Raw genomic sequence first — 25511 nt, 5'->3', positions numbered from 1 at the left:
GCAATTGTTGATAAAAGGACGATTGAAATGAAAGCAACTTTCTCATCATAAAATAATAAGGATAAGATATGTACTTATATCGACCGATTGGGTTGTTTGAATATCAGCTCATTGAAAAAAGCCATTTTAAAAAATTTCCTCCAAGACTGTATTGGCAACCTATTTTTTATCCTGTATTGAATCAAAAATATGCAGAAAAAATTGCACTAGATTGGAATACCAAAGATCAAGCCAGTGGATATGTTGGATATGTAACTCGTTTTGAACTCAATGATGCATATTTAGCACAGTTTGAGGTACATGTGGTTGGAGATGATTTTTGTCAGGAACTTTGGATTCCAGCAGAGCGATTAGATGAATTTAATCAGCAAATTATTGGACAAATTGAGGTCGTAAAGATATTTAAAGGAGATCTGTTTGATGAAAATGCTCAGCTTCCAGAGTTATTTAAAAATAGCCCTGATGGAGCGTCTGAATATTAGATTATTCGCTGTTGCTTGAAAGAAAAAAGCGCCTGAATATTCAGACGCTTTTTTCATGCTGAATCAATTAAGCTTGATTGGTGAAGTAATCTTCGCTGAAGTTCATGATCAAATCAGAACCTGCTTTGATTTTCGCTAAACGTGCATCTAATTCAGGCAAGATACGGTCTACAAAGTATTGTGCTAATGCAATTTTGTTTTGGTAGAAATCACCAGACTTGTCTTTTGCAGCAGCAGCGATTTTTGCAAACATATATGCGAAGCTGAGTAAGCCTACTGCATGTAAGTAATCAACCGCAGCGGAGTTCGGGAAGTCAACATTTTCAGCTGCTTGCTCAATAATGAACTGCGTGATTGCTTCAATTTCAGTAGCAGCGTCTAAGGTTGCATCTTTAATGAAGTTCAAATCAGTGTCTAGATCATTGGCGAAGTCACGGATTTCAGTGATGTACTCAGCAATGAATGCACCGCCACATTTAATGGTTTTACGACCAATTAAATCTTGAGACTGAACACCATTGGTCCCTTCGTAAATTTGAGCAATACGAAGATCACGGATACATTGTTCCATACCCCATTCACGGATATAACCGTGGCCACCAAACACCATTTGCGCATCTAGAGTCGCTTGGAAAGCAGTATCAGTGAGGTAAGCTTTTGCGATTGGTGTTAACAATGCAACACGGTTGTTCGCTTGCTTCACAGCTTCAGCATCGGTCGAGAACTTGGTGATGTCCAGTTGTTGACCGACATAGACGGCAAATGCACGTGATGCTTCGTTATTCGCACGTACATTTAACAACATACGACGTACATCGCCGTGAACTAAAATGCTGTCCGCTGGTTTGTTTGGTGATTGGACGCCTGCTGCGCTACGGCCTTGCAAACGGTCAGTCGCATATTGTGCTGCATTTTGATAAGCAAATTCAGAAGCACCCAGACCTTGGATACCCATCGACAAACGTTCGTAGTTCATCATTACGAACATTGCAGCAAGACCTTCGTTTTCTTTACCAACGAGGTAGCCTTTAGCACCATCAAAGTTCATCACACATGTTGCTGAGGCTTTGATCCCCATTTTGTGCTCGATTGAACCAGGGCCTACAGGGTTACGTTCACCTAAAGAACCATCTTCATTTAACAGGAACTTTGGAACGATGAATAACGAGATACCACGTGAACCCGCAGGAGCATCAGGTGTCTTGGCAAGAACAAGATGAATGATGTTTTCAGCTAGGTCGTTATCACCACCGGTGATGAAGATTTTAGTACCGGTAATGTTATAAGTACCGTCTTCATTACGTTCAGCTTTAGTTTTGATAATGCCTAAATCTGTACCTGCATGTGGTTCAGTTAAGCACATCGTACCTGACCATTCGCCAGAGTAGATTTTAGGTAAATAGGTTTCTTTTTGCTCTTGTGATGCATAGCTGTTTAAGGCCATACCAGCACCCACGGAAAGAAGCGGGTAGAGCATGAATGATGGGTTGGTTGCGAATAACATTTCATCAGATAGTACAGTCAGCATTTTTGGCATTGCCTGACCGCCCCATTCTTCATCAGCACCTAAGCCGATCCAACCGCCATCAGCGTATTGACGGAATGCTTCTTTAAAACCTGCTGGGGTAAAAACTTCGCCATTTTCCCAACGTGCGCCTTCTTCATCACCCGTACGGTTTAACGGATGTGTCACGTTTTGGGCAAACTTCGCCATTTCTTCTAAAATTGCTTCAGCTGTTGCAGCATCTACATGAGCCAGTTTCTCATTAGACTGCCAAAATTGTTCTGCTTTAAATACATCATTTAAGATGAATTTCATGTCTGCTAAAGGAGCATTGTAAATTGGCATAATCGTTCCCTTCTACGCACAGTTTCATGTGCAAAGTGATCAAATAAAACGAACAAATAAATTGAATAGTGTAAATTTAGCATTGATTAAACAAAAAAAGGACGGTCAAAACTGACCAGTCCTTTTTCTGTGATGAACGTTGCATCTCATTCTAAACTATGTTTAGAAAGCGAAGTGTTCCGCATCAAGTTCAAACAATGGCGCAACGCCAGTTGAAAGTACGTCTACATGTGAGCGAACACGTGGCAAGATCTTCTTGAAGTAGAAGCGAGCAGTAGTCACTTTTGCATTGTAGAAGTCAACTTCAGTTGAACCTTCTGCTAATTTCTCTTGAGCAACAAGCGCCATACGTGCCCATAAGTAAGCAAGCGTTACATAGCCAGAGAAGTATAAGTAGTCAACCGCAGCTGCACCAACTTCATCTGGGTTTTGCATTGCACGCATGCCGATTTGCATGGTGATATCGCCCCATTCTTTGTTTGCAGCAGCCAATGGCGCAATGAACTCTTGCATTGCAGCATTGTCTTTGTTTGCTTCGACAAATTTATGAATGATTTTGGTGAAGTCTTTCAACATAGCACCTTGAGTTTGCAAGACTTTACGACCTAACAAGTCAAGTGCTTGAATCTCAGTGGTACCTTCGTATAAGCAAGCAATACGTGTATCACGTACGATTTGCTCCATACCGTGTTCAGAGATGAAGCCGTGGCCACCGAACACTTGTACGCCGTGCTTCGCAGATTCAGAACCAGTTTCAGTTAAGAATGCTTTTGCAATTGGAGTTAACAAAGACAAGATGTTGTCAGCAAACTTACGTTCTTCTTCAGTTTCGCCTTTTTCAACGATATCTGCATATTGAGCCAATAAGTAAACCAACGCACGACCGCCTTCAGCAAATGATTTTTGCGTTAAAAGCATGTTACGAACAGCTGGGTGAACAATAATTGGATCAGCTTCTTTTTCAGGTGCTTTAGGACCAGAAAGAGAACGCATTGCCAAACGATCTTTCGCATACGCTAAAGCGCCTTGGAAAGAAGATTCAGATGCAGACAAACCTTGAACTGCGGTACCGATACGTGCAGTGTTCATGAAGGTGAACATGCAGTTTAATCCGCGGTTTTCAGGTCCGATCAAGTAACCTTTTGCTTGGTCAAAGTTAATGACACAAGTTGCGTTACCATGGATACCCATTTTATGTTCGATTGAACCACAACGTACTGCATTACGCTCGCCAACTGAACCATCAGCATTGACGTGGAACTTAGGTACGATGAATAAAGAGATGCCTTTAGTGCCTTTTGGTGCACCTGGTAAACGCGCAAGTACGATATGGATGATGTTCTCAGCCATGTCATGTTCACCAGCAGAGATAAAGATTTTCTCGCCAGAGATTGCGTAACTACCATCAGCATTTGGTTCTGCTTTAGAACGGATGATACCTAAGTCAGAACCTGCATGAGATTCAGTTAAGCACATGGTCCCTGTCCAAACACCTGAAACAAGGTTTGGCAAGTAAGTGTTCTTTTGCTCATCAGAACCGTGATGTTCTAAAGTACGAACAGCACCGTGAGAAAGACCAGGGTACATGCCCCATGACCAGTTTGCAGTACCCACCATTTCAGAGATAGAAATCCCTAAAGAGTTTGGTAATGCTTGACCGCCAAACTCTTCATCAGCAGAAAGAGAAGGGAAGCCAAGTTCGATATATTTTTGATACGCTTCTTTAAAGCCTGTAGGTGTTGTTACAACGCCGTCATTCCAAGTACAACCTTCACGGTCACCCACTTGGTTTAAAGGAGAAAGTTCGTTTTCGCAGAAATCAGCCGCTGCTTCTAAATATTGATCAACCAATTCACGGCTTACTGTGTCTTGAAATGCAGGAAGTTTCGCGTAATGTGCTTCAGCATTTAATAATTCGTGCAATACGAACTGCATATCACGTAAGGGTGCTTTGTATTGTGGCATAGCGGGTTCCTCAATACTGGTTAAACCAGAGTTATAATCTTAGTCAATGTTTGATGTGCCCAAGAGCACCATTTGGTAGCGCTAATCGTGCAACAAGTTATAGTTCGGTACAAGCTTTTGCAGGTCATTTCTTAGTGACTGCTAAGTCAAAGTTTATGGTTCAACCTGCTTAAGCGTATAGATTGTAGGCGGTTTTTAGGCTTTTGAGTTAAACTGCTGATCTAAAATCGTAAGCAGCTGTGTAATTCAAAATGAATGCTCTTTGGCCATAAAAAAAGGCGCTTTGAAAGCGCCGATGAGGAAGAGGTTGATTATGTTGTTGCGTTGGCTTGGTGTTTGAACTGAGATTTATCTGGGGTAAAACGAACTTCACAAGTGCCTTCAATTACACGCTTATTCCATTGAACATTCACACGTTCTCCAATACGCTTACCTTGGCAGGCTTGTTCGATTTGCGCACGTTGAGCTTGATGTTCCTGACGCATTTGTTCACGTTGCTCTAAACGCTGTTCACGTTTAGCTTGCCATTCGGCACGTTGCTCTGGTGTTAGTGGTGTACGTTGCATATTATGACGGTGGTGGTCACGGTTCATCGACTGTTCTGCTGGAGTTGTCGATTGACAGGCAGCCAAACCTAAAATAGAACCGAGTAGAGTGGTCATCAATACAATTTTTGTCTTGTTCATTATTTTATCCAGCATGATCAGTTGAGATTCGATGGTTAAAGATTAGATAATAAAGATGAAGAAACAATGGAGAGTTTTTTTCGACCATGTTGGTTACAATCCATAAATAGAACACTATTGAGATTCAGCTTTTGAATGTTCGTCGCGTACCTTTAGCCTTACGCCTGTTTTTAACGGTATTACTTACAACCTTGTTGATCGCAACGATTAGCTTGGGGGTTTTGCATTGGACCATGCAAAAAAACTTTGCGCGTTATGTGGCCGATGTGGAAATGCAGAAGTTAGACCGTCTAATTGCCAATTTGGGCAATGTTTATACGGTTTATCATGACTGGGGTAATGCGATTCAGGCACAGATTCTGCAAATAGAAGGTACTGCCGCACCTGACGACTATGATCGATTATCGCAGTGGTGGTTACGTCGTCAGTATGATATTGCCTTACAGCAACGTTATTTTAATGACCATACTTTACTCAGCCTTTCTCCTACTTTGGCACAGAATAGTGTTGAGGTAAAAAATCGGCAGATATTTAACGACGAAGAATTAAAAATTCTCAAGCAAAACTTACCTTCAGAATATCAGCCTTTCGAAGGCTTACGTTTTCCTTTAAGCCCTCGTCAATTTCGTTTAAAGACGGATAGCAAAGAAGATAAACAAGAAAACAAACTTAATACAGCGCCTGTTGAACATGGTAAAAAACGCTTTGTTTCTATTCCTGATCGTTTAGGTTTAAGTTCACGTTTATCTTTATATGATGAAAACCAGCAGTTTATTGTAGGTGAGCCAGCGAGTGACCAAATTTCGTTCCGCCCAATTGTGGTTGGGGAAAAGGTGGTTGGTTATTTAGGTTTAAAACCTGTACTCGATCAGGACGATGCATCCAGTATCAATTTCTTTAGTAACCAAAAACGTTATTTGCTGTTGGTCTATGCATTAACGGTACTTTCAAGTCTGGTTGCTGCATTGTTGATGGCAACTTATTTTAAGAAGCCGATTCAACGCTTATTAAAAGCTACTTTAGAACTGACACATGGTAATTATCAGCATCAGGTCATGATCAAACGTAATGATGAACTGGGTGATTTATCTAATCAACTGAATCATTTGGCTGATATTTTACATCAGCATGAAGAATCACGCCGTCAATGGGTATCCGATACTTCACATGAACTAAAAACACCGTTGGCTGTATTGCAGGCACAGATCGAAGCGATGCAGGACGGGATTCGTAAAGCCACACCTGAACACCTTGATGCCATGATGCGTCAGGTGAGTACCTTGAAAAAGTTAACCCAAGATTTAGCCGATTTGGCACAAGCTGATGCACAACAGTTGAAATGCTATTTTGCGACGGTTAATTCTTGGGATGTAGTATTGCAAGAGGTTGAAAACTTTAAGTCTACCTTTGAGCAAAACCAGCTTGAAGTAACACTGTCAGGGGAAGGGGCTAGCTTATCTTTAGACAGAGACCGCTTTAAACAGATTATTGTCAATTTGTTGGGTAACTGTGTTCGATATACCGAGCAAGGTGGAAAAATACAGATTCACACTCAACAAAATGAGCAACAATGGATAATGTATGTTGATGATAGTCCATTGGGTGTGAATGATGAGCAACTGGCACGTTTAGGTGAACGTTTCTATCGTGTCGACGACTCGCGTACACGTAGCACTGGGGGTACCGGTTTAGGCTTAGCTTTATCATGTAAACTGGCACAAGCTTTAGGTGGTTCACTGACTTTCGACCATTCACCTCTAGGTGGGTTGCGTTGTGTGCTGACTTTCCCAAAACAGATTAAGTAACTTTTAAATCCTCTTTGGTGGGGGATGATGGATAGGATGAAGACCATGAAACATATTATGTTGGTTGAAGATGAAGTTGAACTCGCACAGTTGGTTCGTGACTATTTAGAAGCTGCTGGGTTTGAAGTCAGTATGTTTCATGATGGTCAAGATGCTTATACTCAGTTTCAGCAACGTAAACCAAGCTTAATGATTTTGGACTTGATGGTTCCGCGTATGGATGGTTTGACCATTTGCCGTAAAGTCCGTGAACAGTCTGATCTACCGATCATTATGGTGACTGCTCGTACTGAAGAAATTGACCGTGTATTAGGTTTGAACATGGGGGCAGATGACTATATCTGTAAGCCATTTAGTCCAAAAGAACTGGTTGCTCGTGTACAAGCTGTTTTACGCCGTTTGGAACGTAAGGCTGAGCCTGAACAAAATGATTTATTCCGTATTGATAAAGCGCAGCAACGGATTTGGTATCAACAAAAAGCACTGACTTTGACCCCGACTGAGTTTCGTTTATTGGAGTTGTTCTTGGAACACTTAGGTCAAGTTTATTCTCGTGCGCAATTACTTGATCATATTAACCCTGATAGCTTCGATGTTGCCGATCGCGTGATTGATAGTCATATTAAAAACCTGCGCCGTAAGATCACAGAAGCGGCAGATACGGGCAATCGTCATGAATGGATTCAGGCGGTGTATGGGGTAGGTTATCGCTTTGAATATCCAGATGAGTAACTAGATTTACGCTATCCTGTGATAAGCCTTGCGCTGCTACAACGTCTTGCACTGCTATAGTCGCCCTTGCGCCGCTTCAACGCGGCTCATATCCAAGAAAATATGGAACAGTTTCTACAGATGAGTTCGCCTCTTTTCCTTTGTATAGAGAAGCTGAAATAAGATGGATCTTGATGATGATAAGGGATGACGTACTGTAAAAAGTTTTATCCTGTGGATAACCACAGCGTTATCCACAGAAAATGTGGATAGTTTCGCAAAGCTATTGTAGAAATTATCTGCTGTTATGTGGTTAAGTGAAAAATAGGTATCTTCGCTACTAAAAAATATTACATTACTTTACAAAAGGTTGTGATGATATCAGCGCCGTAATTGAGATCAATTCTCTCTATAGAACTTATTCCCTGAATAAGCCTTGTTCGGTTTAATAAAAGCCGCTATCCACAGAATCGGTTTTAAACGCCTGTTTGATTATGGATGAATGATAATGGGCGTATGATCCGTGACCAATTGCCATATCTCATCCATATCTGAGTTAGTCACCGCAATACAACCCAGTGTCCAGTCTTTACGTGGCATATAGCTTGCGCTTGCAGGAAGTGATGTTGCCCGTGTTGGTACGGTGCCATGAATCATCACATCACCACCAGCGGATTGACCCTGCTGTTGGGCATAGGTGCGATCCACTTTATTCGGATAGGAGATGTGCAAAGACTTATAGTAAGCACTTTGAGGATTCCGCCAATCAATAGAATAAGTTCCCTCAGGTGTTTTACCATCACCTTCAAACTGTTTGTGTCCGATCGGATCAAAGCCTAAACGCATGGGATAGCTGCGAATGACTTCCTGTTGATGTTTCAATTGCAAAATGCGCTGGCTTTTAAACACTTCAATTGAAGTCACCGGTTTGTTTTTTTGAAGCTGTTGTATTTCATGGGCTGAAAGAGGTTGATGTGCTGAGCCTATTGTTGGGATAAACTTGCCATACTGGGAATAAGCCAGTCCCAATAACAGGATTAAAATCGCACATCCAATCATCAGCCCAATTTTCATAGATTTCTTCTTCTAAGATGAACAACTGACAGAAATTTCAGCTACATCGCTTGGTAAAGGCCCAGTATCTTGTTCCGTTTCTAAATCAGCTTGTTTTTGATAAGGTTGATTCAATAGCTTAAACAAACGATCGACTTCATTAAAGTCACCACGCTCCGCAAGTTCAATGGCTTTCTGTGCCATATGATTACGTAGAATATACTGTGGATTGACCTGCTGCATGATCTCATCCAAGGCATCAGTATCTTGATGTTGTCGGATATTTTGATAGCGGGTTAGGAAGTCATCAAACTGCTGGATATGAATACAATCATCTCTTAAGGCCTTGTAATCCTGTTGCTGCAAACGAAGAAAACTTTGCGTGTAATCTAGCTGCTCAGTTTGTAAAATACCAAGAAAGGCAAAACTACAATCTAGACTGTCTTTATGAAACTCTGGCAACCCCATCTTTTGGCATAGACCTTGACCATAATGTTGTAAAAAAGTCGGTTCAAATTTTTCTAAACATGCTGCTAGATCGAGTTTGAACTGTTCTTTGTTCTCTGTGGTCGCTAGGGGAATTAAGTTATTCAGCCATGTCCAAAGATTCCAATGACCAATACTCGGTTGGTTTTGATAGGTATAGCGTCCTTGATAGTCTGAGTGGTTGTTAATCCAATTCGGACGGAAGCGTTCCATAAAACCGTATGGACCAAAATCTAGGGTTGAACCGGTAATATTGAGATTATCGGTATTCATCACTCCATGTGCAAAACCGACCAATTGCCATTTAGCAATCATGATGGCGGTTCGCTCAATCACAGATTCAGCGAAAGCCAGAATTGGATTTTCAGCTTTTAGACATTCAGGATAATGCCATTCAATACATTTCTGGGTGAATTCAACCAAAAGCTCAGGGGCGTATTGATTGATCCACTCAAAATGCCCTAAACGAATATGACATTCGGATGTGCGCAATAACATTGCACCCAGCTCTAGGGTTTCGCGTTGTACGCCCTGAGTTGAACTGGTAAAACCAACCGCATGACTTGATGCAACGCCAAGGGCATTCAATGCATGACCCGCTAAATATTCACGAATCACTGAACGTAGGACGGCACGACCATCACCCATACGCGAGTAGGGGGTTGAACCTGCACCTTTGAGATGTAGATCAATCGTTTCACCTTGTTTATTTAGGATTTGCCCGATCAACAAACCGCGGCCATCTCCTAACTGTCCAGCCCATTGCCCAAACTGATGGCCTGCATAGACCATGGCGAGTGGGGGAAATTCAGCAAAGGTTTTTTGTCCGCTACAGATTTCAACCCAGTTGGCTTTATCTTCTTCGCTCCACTGCAATTCATCAGCCAATGCTTCATTAAAATGACCTGCTTTAGCACCACGCAATGGACTTGGCTGCTGCTGGTGATAGAGCTTAGGATTGAGGGAAGCATAGCGGGAATTGAATTGCATAACTGAAACATCAGAGAGAGCTGAATCATGACTATAGCAAAAATTAGTGTGAAATGGGGAATCGGAAGGAGGGGGAAAGATAGATGAACAGGCATAAAAAATGGCCTCTCTTGAGGCCATTTTTAGTTATCGATCGCTTATTCAGAAACAGGCGCTTTTTTGATATTGCGCATCAAGGTTTCTAAACATTCACGATGGTGACTTAAGCGATGTTCAAGCAATTGGAAATCAACTTTCAGTTTATGGTCCATTTGATGGATCTTTTCAGCCATCGCTGCTTTCTTCGCTTGAAGCTCTTGTTCTTTCAGCTTAGCCCAATCATTTAAAGTATGGGTGAAAGCTTCATATTCTTGTGCGATACGTTGTTTCATTTGCACGATGTCAGTATTCACATCATGACCATAAATTGCCAAGTCACGTTCAGCATATTTGAACTTCATCGCAAGCTCTGCTTTTTTGATATTAAAGCTCGGAATACGACGTAAATTTTTTGCTAAACCAAGTTTAGAGCTGGTCCAAATCAACCATTTGGTTGGATCATATTGCCACCATTTCACCCCGTTACGATAATCGTATTGGAAAATGTGGTGGTAGTTATGATAACCCTCACCCCAAGTGAAAATAGCTAACACGAAGTTGTCACGCGCTGTATTTTCATCAGTATAAGGACGTTTGCCCCACATATGGCATAGTGAGTTGATAAAGAAGGTGACATGATGGCTGATGATCAAACGTAATAAACCACCGAGTAAAATTACACCCCAGATATCGCCTGTCGCCCAACCAATCAAGCCTAATACACCAACGTGAACTGCGATCACCATTGGCACATAGTAGTTGTGTTGGAACATCACTAATTTGTCATTGAGCAAATCAGGTGCATTTTTAAAATCTGGTTTAGATGGGGAGTGATCGCGAATCATCCAACCTAAATGTGCATACCAAAAGCCACGTTTGATTGAATACGGGTCTTCATCAACATCATCGACATGGCGGTGATGGGTACGGTGACCTGAAGCCCAGAACAAAATACTGTTTTGAACAGCAAAGGTGCCGCCAATCATGAGTAAGATTTTAAGCGGTAATGCTGCCTCATAAGCACGATGTGCCCATAGACGGTGATAACCTGCTGTAATTCCTAGGCTACTGAGTGCCAATAGGAAAATCATACTCACCCATGCACTTACACTAAAATCATAATAATAGGCGTACAAAGGAATTAATATAGCAGCAAGAATTGGTGTTCCAATTAAGGTAATGCTAGCAGTCCAGTTAATGGGTGCTTTTTTGAGTGGGGCGGAAGTCATATCCGTCAGCGCTCCTAAAAACCTTGTTTGCACAAGATAATAAAACTAAACGAGATAGCAAAACCAATCATGACGATATATTGCTATTTTATCACTGATATTAGCATGCCCAAATCAATTAGCACTAGCATTATTCTACAGTTGTATCGAAAGAACAGTAACAGAATTCATTTGTAAAATTAATCAATGAATTAAAAGGTGAAATAAATCAATGTCTGAGCAAATTACCATGAAAAATCCCATTTTTTCTTTGAAGGCATTTTTTAACAAAACTTTAATATTCTCTGCTGCAGTCATGCTTGCAGCGTGCCAAAGCCAGCCAAAACCTGTGCAAAAAAACACCTTGCAACCCAAGCGAGTAACTCAGCCACCAGCAATGCAAGTGCGTAAGAGTACAGACGGTGTTCAGGATGTGGAATGGCAGATTACAACGATTCAGGGCAAGCGAGCATTGTTCTTTAATCAATATCCCAGTTTCTTGCTTAACTCTGTTTCAAAAATGGTGACAGGCCATACTGGGTGTAACAATATTTATGGTCGTTATAAATACGATTTCACCCAACGAAAACTAGATTTTGATGTGATGGCACAACATCAAAGCTGTAATCGTGCTTTAGCACAAGAAGCTGACTTGATGGACTCGATTCAACGGGTTGAGCGTTTCCAGTTGGATGGTGCAAACTTATATTTATTAGATGCAAAAGGGCAACGTCTTATTCAGGCGCAACGTAAAAAATAGAATAAAAAAGGCGGAATGTATTCCGCCTTTTGTTTACTTCAAGTGTTGCAACATCGTGGTGGGTACATCGGTAATCAAACCTTGAATGCCCAATCGCTGAAGGTGCTTGGCACGTTCAGCGTCATTCACCGTCCAGACGCTAATCTCAAGATTCGCTTGTTGAGTCCGTTGAATAATTTCATCTGTTGCCAAGGCATCTCCCCAACCAATTTGATTGCAGCCATATTGCTGTGCTAGTTCGATCGCATATTCACCAATTGGAATTTCCACCAATAGCCCACGTTTAAATGAACTGTGATGTTGTTGTAATGCCGCCAAAATTTTGACATCAAAACTGGTAATGGTTGCGCTCTTCTCAAACCCTTTTAAATCTTGATGCAGTTGATAGACCAAACGCTCAGCTGCTGCTTCATCTGCAACGGCCTTAATTTCAACTTCGATATGCTCAAAATCGGTTAAACAATCCAAAACATGCGGCAGGCTTGGTGTGTATTCTTCAAATGCCCATGCCTGCCATTGATGGCGATGATCGAATTGCTGAGCTTCTAATAAATTGCAGCTTTCAACCTGTTGTGAACGACCGGCAGTACGAACAAAATCATCATCATGAATCACGACCAATTGATCATCTTTCAGTTGGCGCACATCAAATTCAACGGCACGTACACCTAAATCATGCAAATAGTGAAAACCACCCAAAGTGTTTTCAGGAGCTTCACCACGTGCACCACGATGACCAATAATTCGCATGTTTTTCTGCCTTTATTGAAAAATTACGCTTGATCGATACTGTCATTAATATTCTTTTGCCACAGCACTTCGCTACCACCTTCAGCACGTTGTAATGCACGTGAAGCAACGAACAACCAGTCCGATAAGCGATTCAGTAATTGTAATGCGGTTGCTTGAATATTTTGGTCACGATTATGTACTGACAACAAAGCACGTTCTGCACGACGGCAGACTGCACGGGCTTGATGTGCATAACTACAAGCTAAAGTGCCTGATGGCAAAATGAAATCTTTTAACATCGGCAGTGATTCATTCATGTGATCGATTTCTTTTTCAAGGAAATCAATACATACAGGTTGTAGTAGAAGATATTTTGGAATACACACTTCGCCACCTAAATCGAATAACCAATGCTGAATCAGGCTTAAGCTTTTATCCCAGTGGGCTTTATTTTCAATTTGGCTGTTACTGATTTGTGCGCGGAGCACGCCAATGGTTGCATTGAGTTCATCGACATCACCCAATGCTGCGATGCGTAAATCATCTTTGGCAACGCGTGAACCATCCCCTAAGCCAGTTGTGCCTGAGTCACCTGTACGGGTATAGATTTTGCTTAAACGATGTCCCATAGTTCTGTTTCTCTGATCCTGAAAATAAAAAGGGGATAATGTCGGTCAGAACATTACCCCGAAACTGGAGTTAAGAAAATATTTTTTATTATTTTATCATACGATTAATAACGGAATGTGACACCTGCAGAAGCTAGGCGACCACCGTTGATGTAGTAACTACCACTACCATAAGCGGTACGATATTTTGAATCACCTACATTTTGGATGTTCGCAAAAACATCTACATTTTTATTCACTTTGTATTGTCCATGCATGTCTACACGGAAGTGTCCAGGGATTTGAACATTGTCAAAAGCACTGTTGTCGTAATCACCATTCGCTAGCATTGTAGTCGAGAAGGTATATTGTTCATCGCTCCAACCTGCAGTCAAAGCAATATTTTGACGAGGACGACGACTTAAATCTTCATCATTTTTCTTGTCTTTAGCTCGAACATAGTTATAGCTTAAATTAGTAAACAGGTTTTCACCTTGCCATTTCACATACAGCTCACTACCTTCCATTTTAGCTTTTTCAACGTTACTCATTTGATTCAGAACGCCATCAAAAGCAATGAGATTATCTACTTCTGTAGTATAGAGAGATAAACCAGTTGAAATATTGTAAGCCAGTTTTTGGTCTAGACCGATTTCATAAGACAAACTTTCTTCTGGTTTAAGGTTTGGGTTACCGCCATAAGCATACATATCATTGAGTGTTGGAGCTTTAAAAGCTGAACCAATATTTGCATAAATACTAGTTAAAGGTAGCAATTGATAACGAACAGATCCTTGAGCAACAGTATGTGTACCGAATTTTTCATTGTCTTCTACACGGATACCAACTTGGGTGTTTAATCCTGCTTGATCATATTTGTGCTGGATATAATAACCTGTTGAATCAATATCCTCTTGATATGGCGTGCCATAGGAAATCACATCACCATCAATATTTCGGTGTGTTACACCAACGAGAAGCTTTTGATTTGGTGTAAAGCCCCATTGACCATAGATTTCAGATTCTTGTGTTTTACTATGCACAAAATCTATTGAATTATTTTGATCTAATTCATCTTTAAATTGAGAGAAACGGGCATGTACGGCTAAATTATCAAGAATATTTAAACGTCCTTTGACGTTAATGATTTCATTTTTAAAATCTTGAGAAACGAATTTGCCTGAGATATCGTAATCGCTAGAACCTTGGTTCTCACTATAATCAACCGAAGCCGCATATTGCTCTTTATCAACGCCAACTTTTGCACTATAGCCCTTTTGATCAAATGAGGCATCGGCTGCATTTTTTATCTCTTTTACAGGTGTCCCATCCGTTTCAAGGCGTTGCCCACGAATTTGTGCATAGAAACCATTTTCAGCCAGATCTGCACCTACTACAGATTTATAGGTTTTATTTTCACCTATTTCACCTGTTACAAATGCAGCGGTTTTTTCTGGTGTTTTAGAAATAAGTTGAACTACGCCTGAGATTGCATCAGTACCATATAAAACTGATGCAGGACCTTTTAATACTTCGATCTGCTTAATATCAGTTGTATCAATAAATGGTAAAGAGGCTGTGCCAGAAGTTGCTGAATTCAGGCGGACACCGTCTCTTAAAACAAGCGTTTGGTTTGAATTACCACCACGTAGGAAGATAGAAGCTGTCTGGCCATAGCCACCGCTTTGTACCATATTGATAGAAGCATCGGTTTGTAATAATTGTGGTAAAGATGCAATTGGTGACTGCTCAAGAATTTTCGGTTCAATAATATTGATTCGCGCAGGAACTTCACTGATTTTTTGTTCAGTACGAGATGCTGTCACAACAATTGTATCTAGCGTCGCAGTTTTATCGCTTGATTGATCTTGAGCAAAAGCAGGTGAAGAAAACCCCATCGCAATAGCGATAGCACAAACTAAACGAGTCGGTTGAAAAACAGTAGACATGATGTCGCTCCAGACATTCACCCGTCGTGAATGATAATGTGGAAATAAACAACAAGCAGGTCTCCGGACTTCACTATAATCATCAAATAAATGATGTTACTCATCATCTTCCCACATCATACCGATGCAGTGATTTGGCTTTGAGCTGAGATGAGTGATTCGGTGTTACCGTTGCGAGGGCAGTGTTGGACTTACACCAACTTCCCTATAAACAAAAGAATTTGCTTTAGACTTGTTGCAAGATTACGCAAAGTATAAAGTGTTAACGTTTTTTAAACAATTGCATTTCCGAATGAACTTTGCCCAAAGCAAGTCAAATTGGATTACAATGCGAAAGTTTCAAAAATATTCAGTTTAAATTGGACAGCTCATGCGCCAAAGCCAAATACGAACTCGCGCCAAGATTTGTGGAATTACCCGAGCACAAGATATCCAAGCCGTTGTAGAATCAGGGGCAGATGCGATTGGTTTTGTATTTTTTCCACCCAGTCCACGTCATGTCAGTATCGAGCAAGCCCAAAGCTTGGCAAAGCTGGTACCACCTTATGTGCAGCTGGTTGGTTTATTTGTAAATGCCAGTGCTGAACAAATACAAACGGTGCTTGATTCCGTTGCTTTGGATGTATTACAACTACATGGCGATGAAACGCCAGAACAATGCCAATTAATTGCAGCACACTGTAAACGCCGTTGGTATAAGGCCATTCAAGTCAAACCTGATTTAGATATTGTGGCTGAAATCCAGCGTTATCAAGCAGCGGGAGCCGGTGCCGTCTTGCTTGATGCATGGCATCCTGAACTGAAAGGCGGCACAGGGCACAGTTTTGACTGGACCCAATTCCCGCAACTTGAAATTCCACTCATTTTGGCAGGCGGATTAACCCCTGAAAATGTCAGTGAAGCTATTGATACTACAGCGGCATTTGCTGTAGATGTCAGCGGAGGCGTCGAGTCCGCAAAAGGTATAAAAGACCAACAACTGATTGAAAAATTTATGCAAGGAGTCCAACGTGGATCAGCAAAGCCTTAGTCAAAAAAATCAAGTGATTGACTACACCCAGTTTCCAGATGCTCAAGGGCATTTCGGTATTCATGGTGGACGTTTTGTATCCGAAACGCTGATGGCTGCACTTGAAGACCTCGAGAGTCTTTATGGTCGTATGAAGAATGATGCACAGTTTTTAGCGGAGTTTGACCGTGATCTTGCATTCTATGTTGGTCGTCCTAGCCCGCTTTATTATGCTGAACGATGGTCTCAGCACCTCGGCGGTGCGCAAATTTACCTGAAACGTGAAGACCTGAACCACACGGGTTCGCATAAGGTTAATAACACCATTGGTCAGGCTTTATTGGCAAAGCTATCGGGTAAGAAGCGTATCATTGCGGAAACAGGTGCTGGTCAACACGGTGTGGCGACAGCAACGATTGCGGCACGCTTGGGTATGGAATGTGTGGTGTACATGGGCGCTGAAGACGTGAAACGTCAGGCCATGAATGTCTATCGTATGCGTTTGTTGGGTGCAACGGTGGTGCCTGTGCAAAGTGGTTCAAAAACATTGAAAGATGCCATGAACGAAGCAATGCGTGACTGGGTAACCAATGTGGATAGCACCTATTATGTGATTGGTACTGTTGCAGGCCCACATCCATATCCGCAGCTGGTTCGTGATTTTCAGTCGATTATTGGTCGCGAAGCTCGCCAACAAATCCAACAACAAGCGGGGCGTTTGCCAGATGCTTTGGTGGCTTGTGTAGGTGGTGGTTCAAATGCGATGGGCTTGTTCTATCCATTCTTGAATGATCAAGACGTGAAAATGTACGGTGTTGAAGCCGCTGGTTATGGCATTGAAACGGGCAAACACTCTGCACCATTAAATGCTGGCCATGTGGGCGTGTTACATGGTAATCGTACTTACTTAATGTCTGATGAACAAGGGCAAATCATTGAAACACATAGTATTTCAGCAGGTTTAGACTATCCGGGTGTTGGGCCTGAGCATAGTTTCCTGAAAGACATGAACCGTGTTGAATATGTGCCAATCAATGATGATGAAGCTTTACAAGGTTTCCGTGATCTCACTCAAATCGAAGGAATTATTCCTGCGCTTGAAAGCTCACATGCCATGGCTTATGTCACTAAACTCGCGCCAACCATGTCGAAAGATCAAATCATTATTGCAACAGTTTCAGGTCGTGGCGATAAAGACTTGATGACGGTTGCGCGTATTGATGGTGTTGAAATGGTCGAGATGTAAGTTTTCAAAATGCCAAGTTTGTTTATGGTGATGTTGGGTGGCCGACATGCAAAGGCCAATACTGAAGTGCATGATGTGGTGATGGCAATAGGTGAATCATTGTCTGAAGTCATACCTCAGCTCAAACAGGCTTGGTTTGGTGAATCGAAAGGCTTACATATAGATGCTTGGGCACAGATTTCAGGTGTTCAATCACAAGGTGTGAATTATCAAATTCAGTTTTCCGATGCCGCACCGGCGGCTTTGGATGAAAAATTATATTTGATTAATCTAGGTGGATATTCACTTAACGCTTTTGGTGAATTACATAGCTATCATTTAGTCGTTGCACCTGATGCAGTGATTGCAAAACAGTTAGGTAAACAATTTATCGAACAAGATTGGCATAAACCGCATACCGATCGTGTCGTGGATGTCGATGATTGCATTCCAATTGATCATGTTGCGGGGCGTTATATTCATTTAGTTCAAGGTGAGTTTAATCCTACAGTTTGGGAAAATACTTATCTGACTTTGGATTGATCAGTAGTAAAAATGAAAATAGGGAAGCAATTGCTTCCCTATTTTTTTATTGCGTATGCGGTTAATGAAGTACTTTGATTCGATCTGTTTTAGGTGCCGTCAGTAGAGAATGCTGCGCCACATATTTTTCTAATGCATCGATATCTTGTCCGCCACCGACTGGATTTTTACCTTCTTTTAATACCGTGAAGTTATCACCGCCATCGGCAAGGAAACTGTTCACCGTCACGCGGTAAACCTTACTATCCACGAGTGCTTGTCCTGCAACTAAGATATTGCTGGCGCGTGGAGAAGCCGATGTATCTTTCTTATACGAATAACTGAACTCTTTAGATGGCTGTAAGATACGAACTGTGGCTGTGTTTGCACCTGACCATTGCTGTTCTAACACATCACGAATCTGCTTGCCTGTCAGACTAAGAGTCACGATCGAATTACCAAAAGGCTGTACCGTAAAGACATCACCAAAGGTGATCTGATTGCTGCTATTTACCAATAAATCGGCACGAACACCGCCTGGATTCATCAAAGTAAAGTCAGAGCCTTGATTACTTGCTGTTAATGCCATGGCTTGTTGCGCATCGGCAATCAAATTACCAAGTGGGCTTTCACCGCTTTCGGTGGCATTACGATTAATGACACCATTGGCTGTACCGACCACACGGGCTGAAATGGTTGTGACGGCTTGGCGATATTTATCCAGAATTGCCTCGATGCTTGGCGTCTTATTGAATTTTTCATATAGATTGGTCAAGCCTACCGTGGTTGTGCCAGAGCTATAGGCTTCACTTTGAATCGGAACTTGCTTGGCATCTTTTTTAATCACATTACCTGTTTTGCCATCTAGTTCTAACTGAATGTTGGTAATGGCTGTGCCGTATTGACCCGCAGAAGTAAGTAAAAACGGTTTTTGTGGATTCTTGGTGGCATAATCACAGATATAAGATTGATGGGTATGACCTGAAACGACTACATCAACCGCTGGGTCTAAACGATCGAGGATACCGAGTAATGGACCACTGAGACCATCACAAGTTTTCTTATTAAATTTGGTACTTGGTGCCACACCTTCATGCACTACCACGACAATCGCTTCGATTCCTTGTTTTTTTAACTCAGGAATTAGGGCATTGACCGTATCCGCTTCATCATTAAAGTTAACATCTTTAATACCAGCAGCTGAGACAATACTTGGTGTCGCTTTCAGGGTCATGCCAATAAAGGCAACAGGAATGCCACCATAGCTTTTGACTTTATAAGCAGGGAATAGGGTTTTCTTGGAATCATTCTTCATTGAAACATTGGCGGCCAAGAAATTGAATTTTGCACCCTCAAATTTGGTATTGATTTGGCAGGGCTTTGCACTGGTATATTGTTGACAGCCACCATTTTGCAAACGACGTAATTCATCTGTCCCGCGGTCAAATTCATGATTACCAACCGCATTGAAATCAATCTGAATGTCATTCATGGCTTCAATGGTGGGTTCATCCAAGAACAGCGATGAAGTGAGTGGGGAAGCGCTAATTAAGTCACCCGCTGAAACCACCGCATTATTGGGGTATTGAGCACGTAGCTTTTTAATGGCATCGGCAAAATAACTGACGCCACCAACAGGAATGCGTACGGTTTTACTGTTATCACTGGGATCATCTGCTTCAATAAAACGTTTTGGTGGTTCTAAATTACCGTGAAAGTCGTTAAACGCAAGGATGTTGATATTCTGATTTTTGCGTTCAACTGTTGGCGTTTCGTTATTATCATCATTGTCATTACAAGCTGTTAAAGCCAGCATCATGAGACAGAGTACGTTTGCTTTTAATAGTCTATGAGTCATCATGGTTTTTGATCGGGTGGTATAAGATTGTTTTTAAAATAAAACTTCTGTATGAATATTTGATGAAATAGTGAGCTAAAAAGTATTGTTCAGAATTTTAAAATTGCTGGAAAAAATATGTGGTAATTAGAATTTTCCAACATAAAAATAGTAGTAAATTTGATCACTTACAGTCTATTATGGGCGTAGATGCGACTCAGCAATCATGGAATAGAAAATGGATTTGATACAAGCCAATGGTCAACCGCGTTATGGGCGTTTTGAGCAAGTACCTTCGCGCATTAACTTGGATGACTATATTTATAAAACACCTTATGGTCAGGTGTTAACAGGTTGGCGCAAACAGCTTAAATATAAAAAATTTAAATTCTGTGGTTTGCAGCATGAGCATTACAGCATTGGGGTCGCAATTGTTGATTTATCTTGGGCAGGGCATGGTTTTTTCTATGTCTACGACCATCAGTCAGAGAAAGTGATTGAGTGGAATGCGATTCAGCCATTGGCTTTAAAGACTCAATTGGATGAACAACCTTTATTTAGTCAAAGTCATTTTAAAAAATCGGCTTATCAATTCGATATGCAACATGCCAATGGGGTGCGCTATATCCAAGTGACCAAACATGGTGAAGTACAACTGAAAGCCCGAATTTTTTGTGCGGGCACGGATGCTTTAAGTTTGTGTAGCCCGACGGGGATTAATGGTTGGACTTATACCCAGAAGCAAACCACATTGGCGGTTGAGGGATTCTTTATCAGCCCAGATCGACAACAGATTGAATTTAATGCGCAGAGCCTTGCAGCTTTGGATGATACCTGTGGCTTTTTGCGTCCTGAAACAGCTTGGTTCTGGTTGTCTTGCCAGTTCCGTGATGCACAGGACCGTCGGATTGGGTTGAATCTTGCATCGGGAGTCAATGAAAGTTTTGGTAATGAAAATGCCTTGTGGGTGAATGGTCGTTTGTATCCACTGACGGATGTTTTATTTGAACAGCAAAATGAAACGACGTGGTCGATTCGTTCATTGGGCGGATGTTTGAATTTGGTTGTCGAAACAGGCTGGTGCCGTTTTGAAAATATTAATTTACGGTTGATCGGTAGTCAGTTTAATCAATGGCAGGCGAAGGTCAGTGGCACCATTGCACATGAACAGGTCGAGCTGGTGGCGTTGGATCAGCAATATGGTTTATTAGAACAGCATTATGCGAAGTGGTGATATGTAAAATTTAGAGGTTTTTACGCATAAAATGAATAGAGTTTTTTTTATACTATTACTAGTAGCATCTCTTCATGTATTAGCTGAACAACCTATGCAATCTGCTCTAATGGATTATGAGAATTGCAATCAAGCTGGAACTTGGTGTTCAAGAACCAAAGTTGATTATTATATTGAAGATGGCAAAAAAATTGCAGTTGTGAATACTGAATCTGAAGCTAATTCAGATTTATTACTAAATTTAGATCACTTTTATAGAAAGGAATGTATGGCTGAAATGGGAATAGCAGAAAACGAATCTATTCCTAAAGCTAAATTTAAGCAATGGGGTGGCTGTGTGGTAGATAGACTAGATAATGCAATTCAACATAGAAATAAGGAAAATCTAGACTATTTAGAAAAAACTAAGAATATTTTTAAGTAAAAATTTATCTTTATATACTTAACTCCTTATACCTTTAATTAAGTATAAGGAGATTTAAAATATATATTTTTAAAGCCCAGCTTGCCAGAACGCTTCACCTGCCGCAATTGGATCATTGGTTTTGGCTAAAGTATCAATCCAGACATCATACTGGCGAATAACCGGATGTTGATTTGGATGGAAATCCTTTTTAAACCAGTCGCTATATTGTGCTCTTTTCGCTGTTAAAATCCCGTTACGACCAAAGAACCAAGGCAAACCTTTACGTGCCATATCAAAACGTTGTCTTAAATTAAAACCATCGGTTTTGAGCATCACATCAGTACGATACAAGGTAAAGCCAAACATCATCACTGTGGTGAACACCAAGGCAAAGCGACGGGTTGCTTCTGGCACTTCACCGACTTCACGCATTACATCAAAGGCGACATCGCGATGCTCCATTTCTTCAATCGCATGCCAAGCAAAAAGCGCACGTACAAAGGGATCAGCTTCCGCCAAAGTTGCTTTTTTGCTATAGAAAGTATCCGCCATCAGCGCAGTTAAATGCTCGGCTGCTGCGGTCATGGCAATGTTGTATTGTGGTGAGCGATTCTTGAGTTCAAATCTAAAAATTTTCTTTAAACGCGTTGTGAACTGATCTACAGGCATTCCTTGATCTTTCATGACTTGGTTCATTTTGTCATGGGCAATACCATGTTGTGCTTCCTGACGGATAAAATCAGCAACACGTTCCTGCAAGTCTGGATCATCAATTTTGTCACGGAATAAACGGACACATTCAATAAAGTAACGTTCGCCATCAGGGAAGGTGAGGCTTAAAGCATCAAACATACGAGTACGGAACGGATCACCCCCAAACCAGAAGCGCGGCGCTTGGTCGAGGTGGAAGTCCAATTTGGTTCTGACAACAGGATCAACTTGATAGGAAACATGTGCATTCATCTTGACTATTCCTTGTTTTTCTTCATGAACTCAGTATGGAAAAAGTCCGATGAAATGTTTTGACAGTTACAGCCAAGTTTTATACAAATAACGACAGCTCAGGATGAGATTGACCCATGTCAGTTAAAATAATCATTGGATATTTGCGTTTGTTTAATCGTGTTTTGCAACAGGAACAAATTGATTTGTCTAAAGTTGTTGCACCTGAACTTTGGCAAGCCTTTCAAGCCTGTCTGGAAAACCCCGATGAGCGTGACTTTGATGTCGAACGCTACGCCTTGTTATTACAGGCTGCTCAAGCACACTTTACTCGTCCGATTACTTTGGTGTTGGCCGAGCATGCCAATTTGCAAGATTTGGGTTTGATGGGCTATTTGGCATCGACCAGTATTGATCTACAACAAGCACTTCAATTATTACAACGCTATTATTCGCTAGTATTTAAGCAAACCAATTTAGAACAACTCGATGTGCAGCAATTTTCTGAATATATTCAAATTGTTTGGAGTGCATCCTATAGCGATTATCGAGAAATGTATGAGCTCAATCTGGCCTTGATCTTTAAAATTTCACAATCGATCGTGCAGGATGCTTTAGTGCCACCGCAGATGATTCAATTTGGTTATGCACCGCATACAGCGCTTTATCATTTTGAAAAATTCTATGGTTGTCCGATTCAGATTCAGCAGGGGCAGTATGCGATTCGTTTTTCCAATCAAATTTTAAAGGCAAAAAGTATTGCTGCCGATCTGCAACTGAATCAAGTGTTATCCACTCAAGCACAGCATTCATTGAATAGCGTGAGTTCTTTTGAAATCCAACAGCAGCAATTTCGTCAAAAAATACATGGCTTTATCGAGCAAGGTTTATTGCAGCAGGAAGAGGTGTTGCAAAGTTATGTGGCAAAGCGTTTGCATTGTTCGGAACGAACGCTACAACGTCAGCTTAAAGCCTATGAGCTAAATTTTCAGGATGTGCTGGATCAATATCGTTTGGAGCAAAGCAAGCTGTATTTGCAGCAAGGTAAATCTTTTTCTGAGATTGCGGAGCGGTTGAATTATGCCGATCAGAGTGCGTTTGGACGGGCATTTAAGCGTTGGACAGGAGTTACTCCCAAACAGTTTTTAAAGTCTCTTTAGTTGGGAATAAGAAAAATCTCTTATTTCTTATTGGATGAGTATTCTGTATTTACATTCGAGACAGGCGGCATGGATGCCGCCTTGTTGGACTGCGGTAACAAGGATGTACCGTCAGTCCAACAGAGGATTTTTGCTTACTTTTCATCCTTGAAAAGTAAGGTATTACCTAGAGCGAACGTTTCCAATACTTCACAGCTTATGACGGTAATGTGAACTTATTTAAAGATCCATAGTATTGATTTAGCTATAAAAATATTATAAAGAGAGAAATAGATAGAAATGTCCTAGCGCACTTTTAAACGTGGATAATTAAAGACAATTGCGAGGACTGCGCAAATTGCAAGGATCCAGCAATAATAAATATTGCCAATCAACTCGACTGGAGAGAGTTTGGCAATCGAACAGGCCAACAGTAATTGCGCGCCGTAGGGGATAATCCCTTGAACCACGCACGAGAAAATATCAAGCAAAGCCGCACTGCGCTTAGGATCAACCCCATATTCTCTTGCCACTTCACGTGCCATATCGCCAGATAAAATAATTGCCACGGTGTTATTGGCGACAAAGAGATTCGAGAATACCACGAGAAAACTAATGCCTAATTCACCAGCACGTTGTTTACCGAATTTGAAGAGGCGTGTAATGGCGTAAATACGTTGGATCAACCATTGTAAACCACCTTCTTTCTGCATCAAAGTAGATAGTCCACCAAGCAACATGGAAAGTAATGCCACCTCAAACATGCCGACAAAGCCATCATAAATCGCACTATTCAGTTTGAGGATATCAAAATCTGGCTTTTCAATTAGACCCATTAGCCCTGATAAAATCACCCCAATCATCAGCACTGCTAGGACATGTAGGCGGGTAAAAGCGAGGAAAAACACAGCCAGATAAGGCAAAATCAGCCAGAGATCATAAGGTGTTGATTGAATCGCTTCCGCCTCATGGCTCATCGAGATATAGACCAATAAGGTAATAATGGCCGCAGGGAGTGCAATCCAGACATTGACTCTAAACTTATCTCTAAGCTCAACATTTTGGCTACGAGTTGCAGCAATGGTAGTATCTGAGATCATGGATAAATTGTCGCCAAACATCGCGCCACCGACTACGGCACCAATGGCATAGACAGTTGCAATATCAGTGGCTTGGGCAAAACCAAAGGCGATTGGGGCACAGGCGGCAATGGTGCCCATTGATGTTCCCATTGCTGTTGCAATAAACGCGGCAATGATAAACAGCATGGGTAAGACAAATTCTGGTGAAATAAGCGAAAGCCCTAACTGTACCGTTGCATCGACACTGCCAATGGCACTGGAGACACTGGCAAAAGCACCTGCCAGCATAAATACCATAAACATCAGAATCAGATTGGGGTGACTGGCACCTTGCAAAAATTCTTCAATTGCTGCATTTAGTTTTTGTTTATATAACAACAAAGCCAAAATCACGGCTGGAATGGCTGCAACAGGTGCTTTGACTTGATAGAAGGCAAATTCTGTCCCAATTATTGAATGATAGACACCACTCCCGAGAAAGATGATCAAAAATACCAATAGCGGTAGCAAAGCAAGGGCATTGCTTTGTACTTTTTCCTGAGAGTGGGCAGACATAAAAATAAAAAGAAAACTTAAAAATTGCGGCTAGTATAAAGGAGCTTGGCTGATTTCTAAAATGCTATGCGATAAGCCCAAAATTAGGAAGCTTTGATCATTGAGAAAAAACTCAAAATATAGATAAATGTAGCAAGGCTGTTGTAAGTAGCAAGATTCACTGTCGCAATCACGTCAAACTCTGTTCAATGAACAAAA

Annotated in this window: 22 protein-coding genes and 1 riboswitch; of the genes, 10 read left to right on the top strand and 12 right to left on the bottom strand. The window is 41.3% G+C overall.

Annotated features, from left to right (window positions below):
• The first annotated feature begins 68 nt into the window (after positions 1-68).
• Positions 69-482, top strand: coding sequence for an ADP-ribosylation/crystallin J1 (locus NDN11_RS15155; RefSeq protein WP_251110107.1), 414 nt, complete (start codon positions 69-71; stop codon positions 480-482).
• Between the two features lie 67 nt (positions 483-549).
• Here the strand turns inward: NDN11_RS15155 and NDN11_RS15150 are convergent, their stop codons facing one another.
• The 3 genes from NDN11_RS15150 to NDN11_RS15140 all read right to left on the bottom strand — a co-directional run bounded on the left by NDN11_RS15150 (position 550) and on the right by NDN11_RS15140 (position 4982).
• Positions 550-2331, bottom strand: coding sequence for an acyl-CoA dehydrogenase C-terminal domain-containing protein (locus NDN11_RS15150; RefSeq protein ID WP_004652441.1), 1782 nt, complete (start codon positions 2329-2331; stop codon positions 550-552).
• 162 nt (positions 2332-2493) lie between these two features.
• The gene (locus tag NDN11_RS15145) at positions 2494-4296 is read right to left on the bottom strand and encodes an acyl-CoA dehydrogenase C-terminal domain-containing protein (RefSeq protein WP_005193034.1); all 1803 of its coding nucleotides are present in this window, start codon (positions 4294-4296) and stop codon (positions 2494-2496) included.
• Positions 4297-4607: 311 nt separating this feature from the next.
• The gene (locus NDN11_RS15140; protein ID WP_251110106.1) at positions 4608-4982 is read right to left on the bottom strand and encodes a heavy-metal resistance; all 375 of its coding nucleotides are present in this window, start codon (positions 4980-4982) and stop codon (positions 4608-4610) included.
• Between the two features lie 131 nt (positions 4983-5113).
• Here NDN11_RS15140 and baeS point away from each other — a divergent pair, with 131 nt between their 5' ends.
• Both baeS and NDN11_RS15130 read left to right on the top strand, forming a co-directional pair.
• Positions 5114-6787: a sensor histidine kinase efflux regulator BaeS gene (gene baeS / locus NDN11_RS15135; protein ID WP_251110105.1), complete on the top strand. Its 1674-nt coding sequence runs from the start codon at positions 5114-5116 to the stop codon at positions 6785-6787.
• A 45-nt stretch (positions 6788-6832) separates the two neighbouring features.
• On the top strand, positions 6833-7519 hold the full coding sequence (locus NDN11_RS15130) for a response regulator (RefSeq protein ID WP_005193024.1): 687 nt from the start codon (positions 6833-6835) through the stop codon (positions 7517-7519).
• A 471-nt stretch (positions 7520-7990) separates the two neighbouring features.
• On the opposite strand, the gene NDN11_RS15125 is transcribed toward NDN11_RS15130, so the two are convergent.
• The 3 genes from NDN11_RS15125 to NDN11_RS15115 all read right to left on the bottom strand — a co-directional run bounded on the left by NDN11_RS15125 (position 7991) and on the right by NDN11_RS15115 (position 11334).
• Positions 7991-8572 carry a L,D-transpeptidase family protein gene (locus NDN11_RS15125; RefSeq protein ID WP_251110104.1) on the bottom strand — a complete coding sequence of 194 codons (582 nt, stop codon included), beginning with the start codon at positions 8570-8572 and terminating at the stop codon, positions 7991-7993.
• A gap of 12 nt (positions 8573-8584) precedes the next feature.
• Positions 8585-10027 carry a protein adenylyltransferase SelO gene (locus NDN11_RS15120; protein WP_251110103.1) on the bottom strand — a complete coding sequence of 481 codons (1443 nt, stop codon included), beginning with the start codon at positions 10025-10027 and terminating at the stop codon, positions 8585-8587.
• A 137-nt stretch (positions 10028-10164) separates the two neighbouring features.
• Entirely contained in the window at positions 10165-11334 is a 1170-nt protein-coding gene (locus tag NDN11_RS15115) for an acyl-CoA desaturase (protein WP_005193015.1), read from the bottom strand.
• A gap of 211 nt (positions 11335-11545) precedes the next feature.
• Here NDN11_RS15115 and NDN11_RS15110 point away from each other — a divergent pair, with 211 nt between their 5' ends.
• On the top strand, positions 11546-12073 hold the full coding sequence (locus tag NDN11_RS15110; RefSeq protein ID WP_159886515.1) for an META domain-containing protein: 528 nt from the start codon (positions 11546-11548) through the stop codon (positions 12071-12073).
• A 33-nt stretch (positions 12074-12106) separates the two neighbouring features.
• Here the strand turns inward: NDN11_RS15110 and NDN11_RS15105 are convergent, their stop codons facing one another.
• The 3 genes from NDN11_RS15105 to NDN11_RS15095 all read right to left on the bottom strand — a co-directional run bounded on the left by NDN11_RS15105 (position 12107) and on the right by NDN11_RS15095 (position 15362).
• On the bottom strand, positions 12107-12823 hold the full coding sequence (locus tag NDN11_RS15105; RefSeq protein WP_251110102.1) for a glycerophosphodiester phosphodiesterase: 717 nt from the start codon (positions 12821-12823) through the stop codon (positions 12107-12109).
• 23 nt (positions 12824-12846) lie between these two features.
• Positions 12847-13434 (bottom strand): cob(I)yrinic acid a,c-diamide adenosyltransferase, encoded by a 588-nt coding sequence (locus NDN11_RS15100; protein ID WP_167249881.1) that lies wholly within the window; start codon positions 13432-13434, stop codon positions 12847-12849.
• Between the two features lie 104 nt (positions 13435-13538).
• Positions 13539-15362, bottom strand: coding sequence for a TonB-dependent receptor plug domain-containing protein (locus tag NDN11_RS15095; protein WP_251110101.1), 1824 nt, complete (start codon positions 15360-15362; stop codon positions 13539-13541).
• Between the two features lie 37 nt (positions 15363-15399).
• A riboswitch (cobalamin riboswitch) is annotated at positions 15400-15613 on the bottom strand.
• A 119-nt stretch (positions 15614-15732) separates the two neighbouring features.
• On the opposite strand from NDN11_RS15095, the gene NDN11_RS15090 reads away from it, so the two are divergent.
• From NDN11_RS15090 to NDN11_RS15080, 3 genes are read left to right on the top strand one after another with little or no spacing between them, the layout of a single operon-like run.
• On the top strand, positions 15733-16392 hold the full coding sequence (locus NDN11_RS15090) for a phosphoribosylanthranilate isomerase (protein WP_251110100.1): 660 nt from the start codon (positions 15733-15735) through the stop codon (positions 16390-16392).
• Positions 16373-17617 carry a tryptophan synthase subunit beta gene (gene trpB / locus NDN11_RS15085; RefSeq protein ID WP_159414313.1) on the top strand — a complete coding sequence of 415 codons (1245 nt, stop codon included), beginning with the start codon at positions 16373-16375 and terminating at the stop codon, positions 17615-17617. The genes NDN11_RS15090 and trpB overlap by 20 nt, the downstream gene beginning before the upstream one ends.
• 9 nt (positions 17618-17626) lie before the next feature.
• Positions 17627-18139: a DUF1543 domain-containing protein gene (locus NDN11_RS15080; protein WP_251110099.1), complete on the top strand. Its 513-nt coding sequence runs from the start codon at positions 17627-17629 to the stop codon at positions 18137-18139.
• 61 nt (positions 18140-18200) lie between these two features.
• Here the strand turns inward: NDN11_RS15080 and NDN11_RS15075 are convergent, their stop codons facing one another.
• Positions 18201-19979, bottom strand: a complete 1779-nt coding sequence (locus tag NDN11_RS15075) for a bifunctional metallophosphatase/5'-nucleotidase (protein ID WP_502801323.1) — start codon at positions 19977-19979, stop codon at positions 18201-18203.
• A 214-nt stretch (positions 19980-20193) separates the two neighbouring features.
• On the opposite strand from NDN11_RS15075, the gene NDN11_RS15070 reads away from it, so the two are divergent.
• Entirely contained in the window at positions 20194-21189 is a 996-nt protein-coding gene (locus tag NDN11_RS15070; RefSeq protein ID WP_251110097.1) for a DUF2804 domain-containing protein, read from the top strand.
• Positions 21190-21283: 94 nt separating this feature from the next.
• Positions 21284-21613 (top strand): hypothetical protein, encoded by a 330-nt coding sequence (locus NDN11_RS15065; RefSeq protein ID WP_251110096.1) that lies wholly within the window; start codon positions 21284-21286, stop codon positions 21611-21613.
• A gap of 69 nt (positions 21614-21682) precedes the next feature.
• Here the strand turns inward: NDN11_RS15065 and NDN11_RS15060 are convergent, their stop codons facing one another.
• A complete protein-coding gene (locus tag NDN11_RS15060; protein WP_016651169.1) occupies positions 21683-22558 on the bottom strand; it encodes a metal-dependent hydrolase in 876 nt (291 codons plus the stop codon).
• 116 nt (positions 22559-22674) lie between these two features.
• Between NDN11_RS15060 and NDN11_RS15055 the strand changes: the two genes are divergently transcribed.
• A complete protein-coding gene (locus NDN11_RS15055) occupies positions 22675-23697 on the top strand; it encodes an AraC family transcriptional regulator (RefSeq protein ID WP_241312100.1) in 1023 nt (340 codons plus the stop codon).
• A 284-nt stretch (positions 23698-23981) separates the two neighbouring features.
• Here the strand turns inward: NDN11_RS15055 and NDN11_RS15050 are convergent, their stop codons facing one another.
• Positions 23982-25313, bottom strand: a complete 1332-nt coding sequence (locus NDN11_RS15050) for a Na+/H+ antiporter NhaC family protein (RefSeq protein ID WP_251110095.1) — start codon at positions 25311-25313, stop codon at positions 23982-23984.
• Positions 25314-25511 lie beyond the last annotated feature (198 nt).

Source organism: Acinetobacter sp. C26M (assembly GCF_023702675.1).
Lineage (GTDB): Bacteria > Pseudomonadota > Gammaproteobacteria > Pseudomonadales > Moraxellaceae > Acinetobacter.
The sequence above is the reverse complement of the archived record's forward strand: the minus strand, read 5'-3'. Positions and strand labels throughout refer to the sequence as shown.

Coding starts and splice junctions, on each gene's coding strand:
- NDN11_RS15155 (WP_251110107.1), top strand. CDS start 69: ATGTACTTATATCGACCGATTGGGTTGTTTGAATATCAGCTCATTGAA.
- NDN11_RS15150 (WP_004652441.1), bottom strand. CDS start 2,331: ATGCCAATTTACAATGCTCCTTTAGCAGACATGAAATTCATCTTAAAT.
- NDN11_RS15145 (WP_005193034.1), bottom strand. CDS start 4,296: ATGCCACAATACAAAGCACCCTTACGTGATATGCAGTTCGTATTGCAC.
- NDN11_RS15140 (WP_251110106.1), bottom strand. CDS start 4,982: ATGAACAAGACAAAAATTGTATTGATGACCACTCTACTCGGTTCTATT.
- NDN11_RS15130 (WP_005193024.1), top strand. CDS start 6,833: ATGAAACATATTATGTTGGTTGAAGATGAAGTTGAACTCGCACAGTTG.
- NDN11_RS15125 (WP_251110104.1), bottom strand. CDS start 8,572: ATGAAAATTGGGCTGATGATTGGATGTGCGATTTTAATCCTGTTATTG.
- NDN11_RS15120 (WP_251110103.1), bottom strand. CDS start 10,027: ATGCAATTCAATTCCCGCTATGCTTCCCTCAATCCTAAGCTCTATCAC.
- NDN11_RS15115 (WP_005193015.1), bottom strand. CDS start 11,334: ATGACTTCCGCCCCACTCAAAAAAGCACCCATTAACTGGACTGCTAGC.
- NDN11_RS15110 (WP_159886515.1), top strand. CDS start 11,546: ATGTCTGAGCAAATTACCATGAAAAATCCCATTTTTTCTTTGAAGGCA.
- NDN11_RS15105 (WP_251110102.1), bottom strand. CDS start 12,823: ATGCGAATTATTGGTCATCGTGGTGCACGTGGTGAAGCTCCTGAAAAC.
- NDN11_RS15100 (WP_167249881.1), bottom strand. CDS start 13,434: ATGGGACATCGTTTAAGCAAAATCTATACCCGTACAGGTGACTCAGGC.
- NDN11_RS15095 (WP_251110101.1), bottom strand. CDS start 15,362: ATGTCTACTGTTTTTCAACCGACTCGTTTAGTTTGTGCTATCGCTATT.
- NDN11_RS15090 (WP_251110100.1), top strand. CDS start 15,733: ATGCGCCAAAGCCAAATACGAACTCGCGCCAAGATTTGTGGAATTACC.
- NDN11_RS15080 (WP_251110099.1), top strand. CDS start 17,627: ATGCCAAGTTTGTTTATGGTGATGTTGGGTGGCCGACATGCAAAGGCC.
- NDN11_RS15075 (WP_502801323.1), bottom strand. CDS start 19,979: ATGATGACTCATAGACTATTAAAAGCAAACGTACTCTGTCTCATGATG.
- NDN11_RS15070 (WP_251110097.1), top strand. CDS start 20,194: ATGGATTTGATACAAGCCAATGGTCAACCGCGTTATGGGCGTTTTGAG.
- NDN11_RS15065 (WP_251110096.1), top strand. CDS start 21,284: ATGCAATCTGCTCTAATGGATTATGAGAATTGCAATCAAGCTGGAACT.
- NDN11_RS15060 (WP_016651169.1), bottom strand. CDS start 22,558: ATGAATGCACATGTTTCCTATCAAGTTGATCCTGTTGTCAGAACCAAA.
- NDN11_RS15055 (WP_241312100.1), top strand. CDS start 22,675: ATGTCAGTTAAAATAATCATTGGATATTTGCGTTTGTTTAATCGTGTT.
- NDN11_RS15050 (WP_251110095.1), bottom strand. CDS start 25,313: ATGTCTGCCCACTCTCAGGAAAAAGTACAAAGCAATGCCCTTGCTTTG.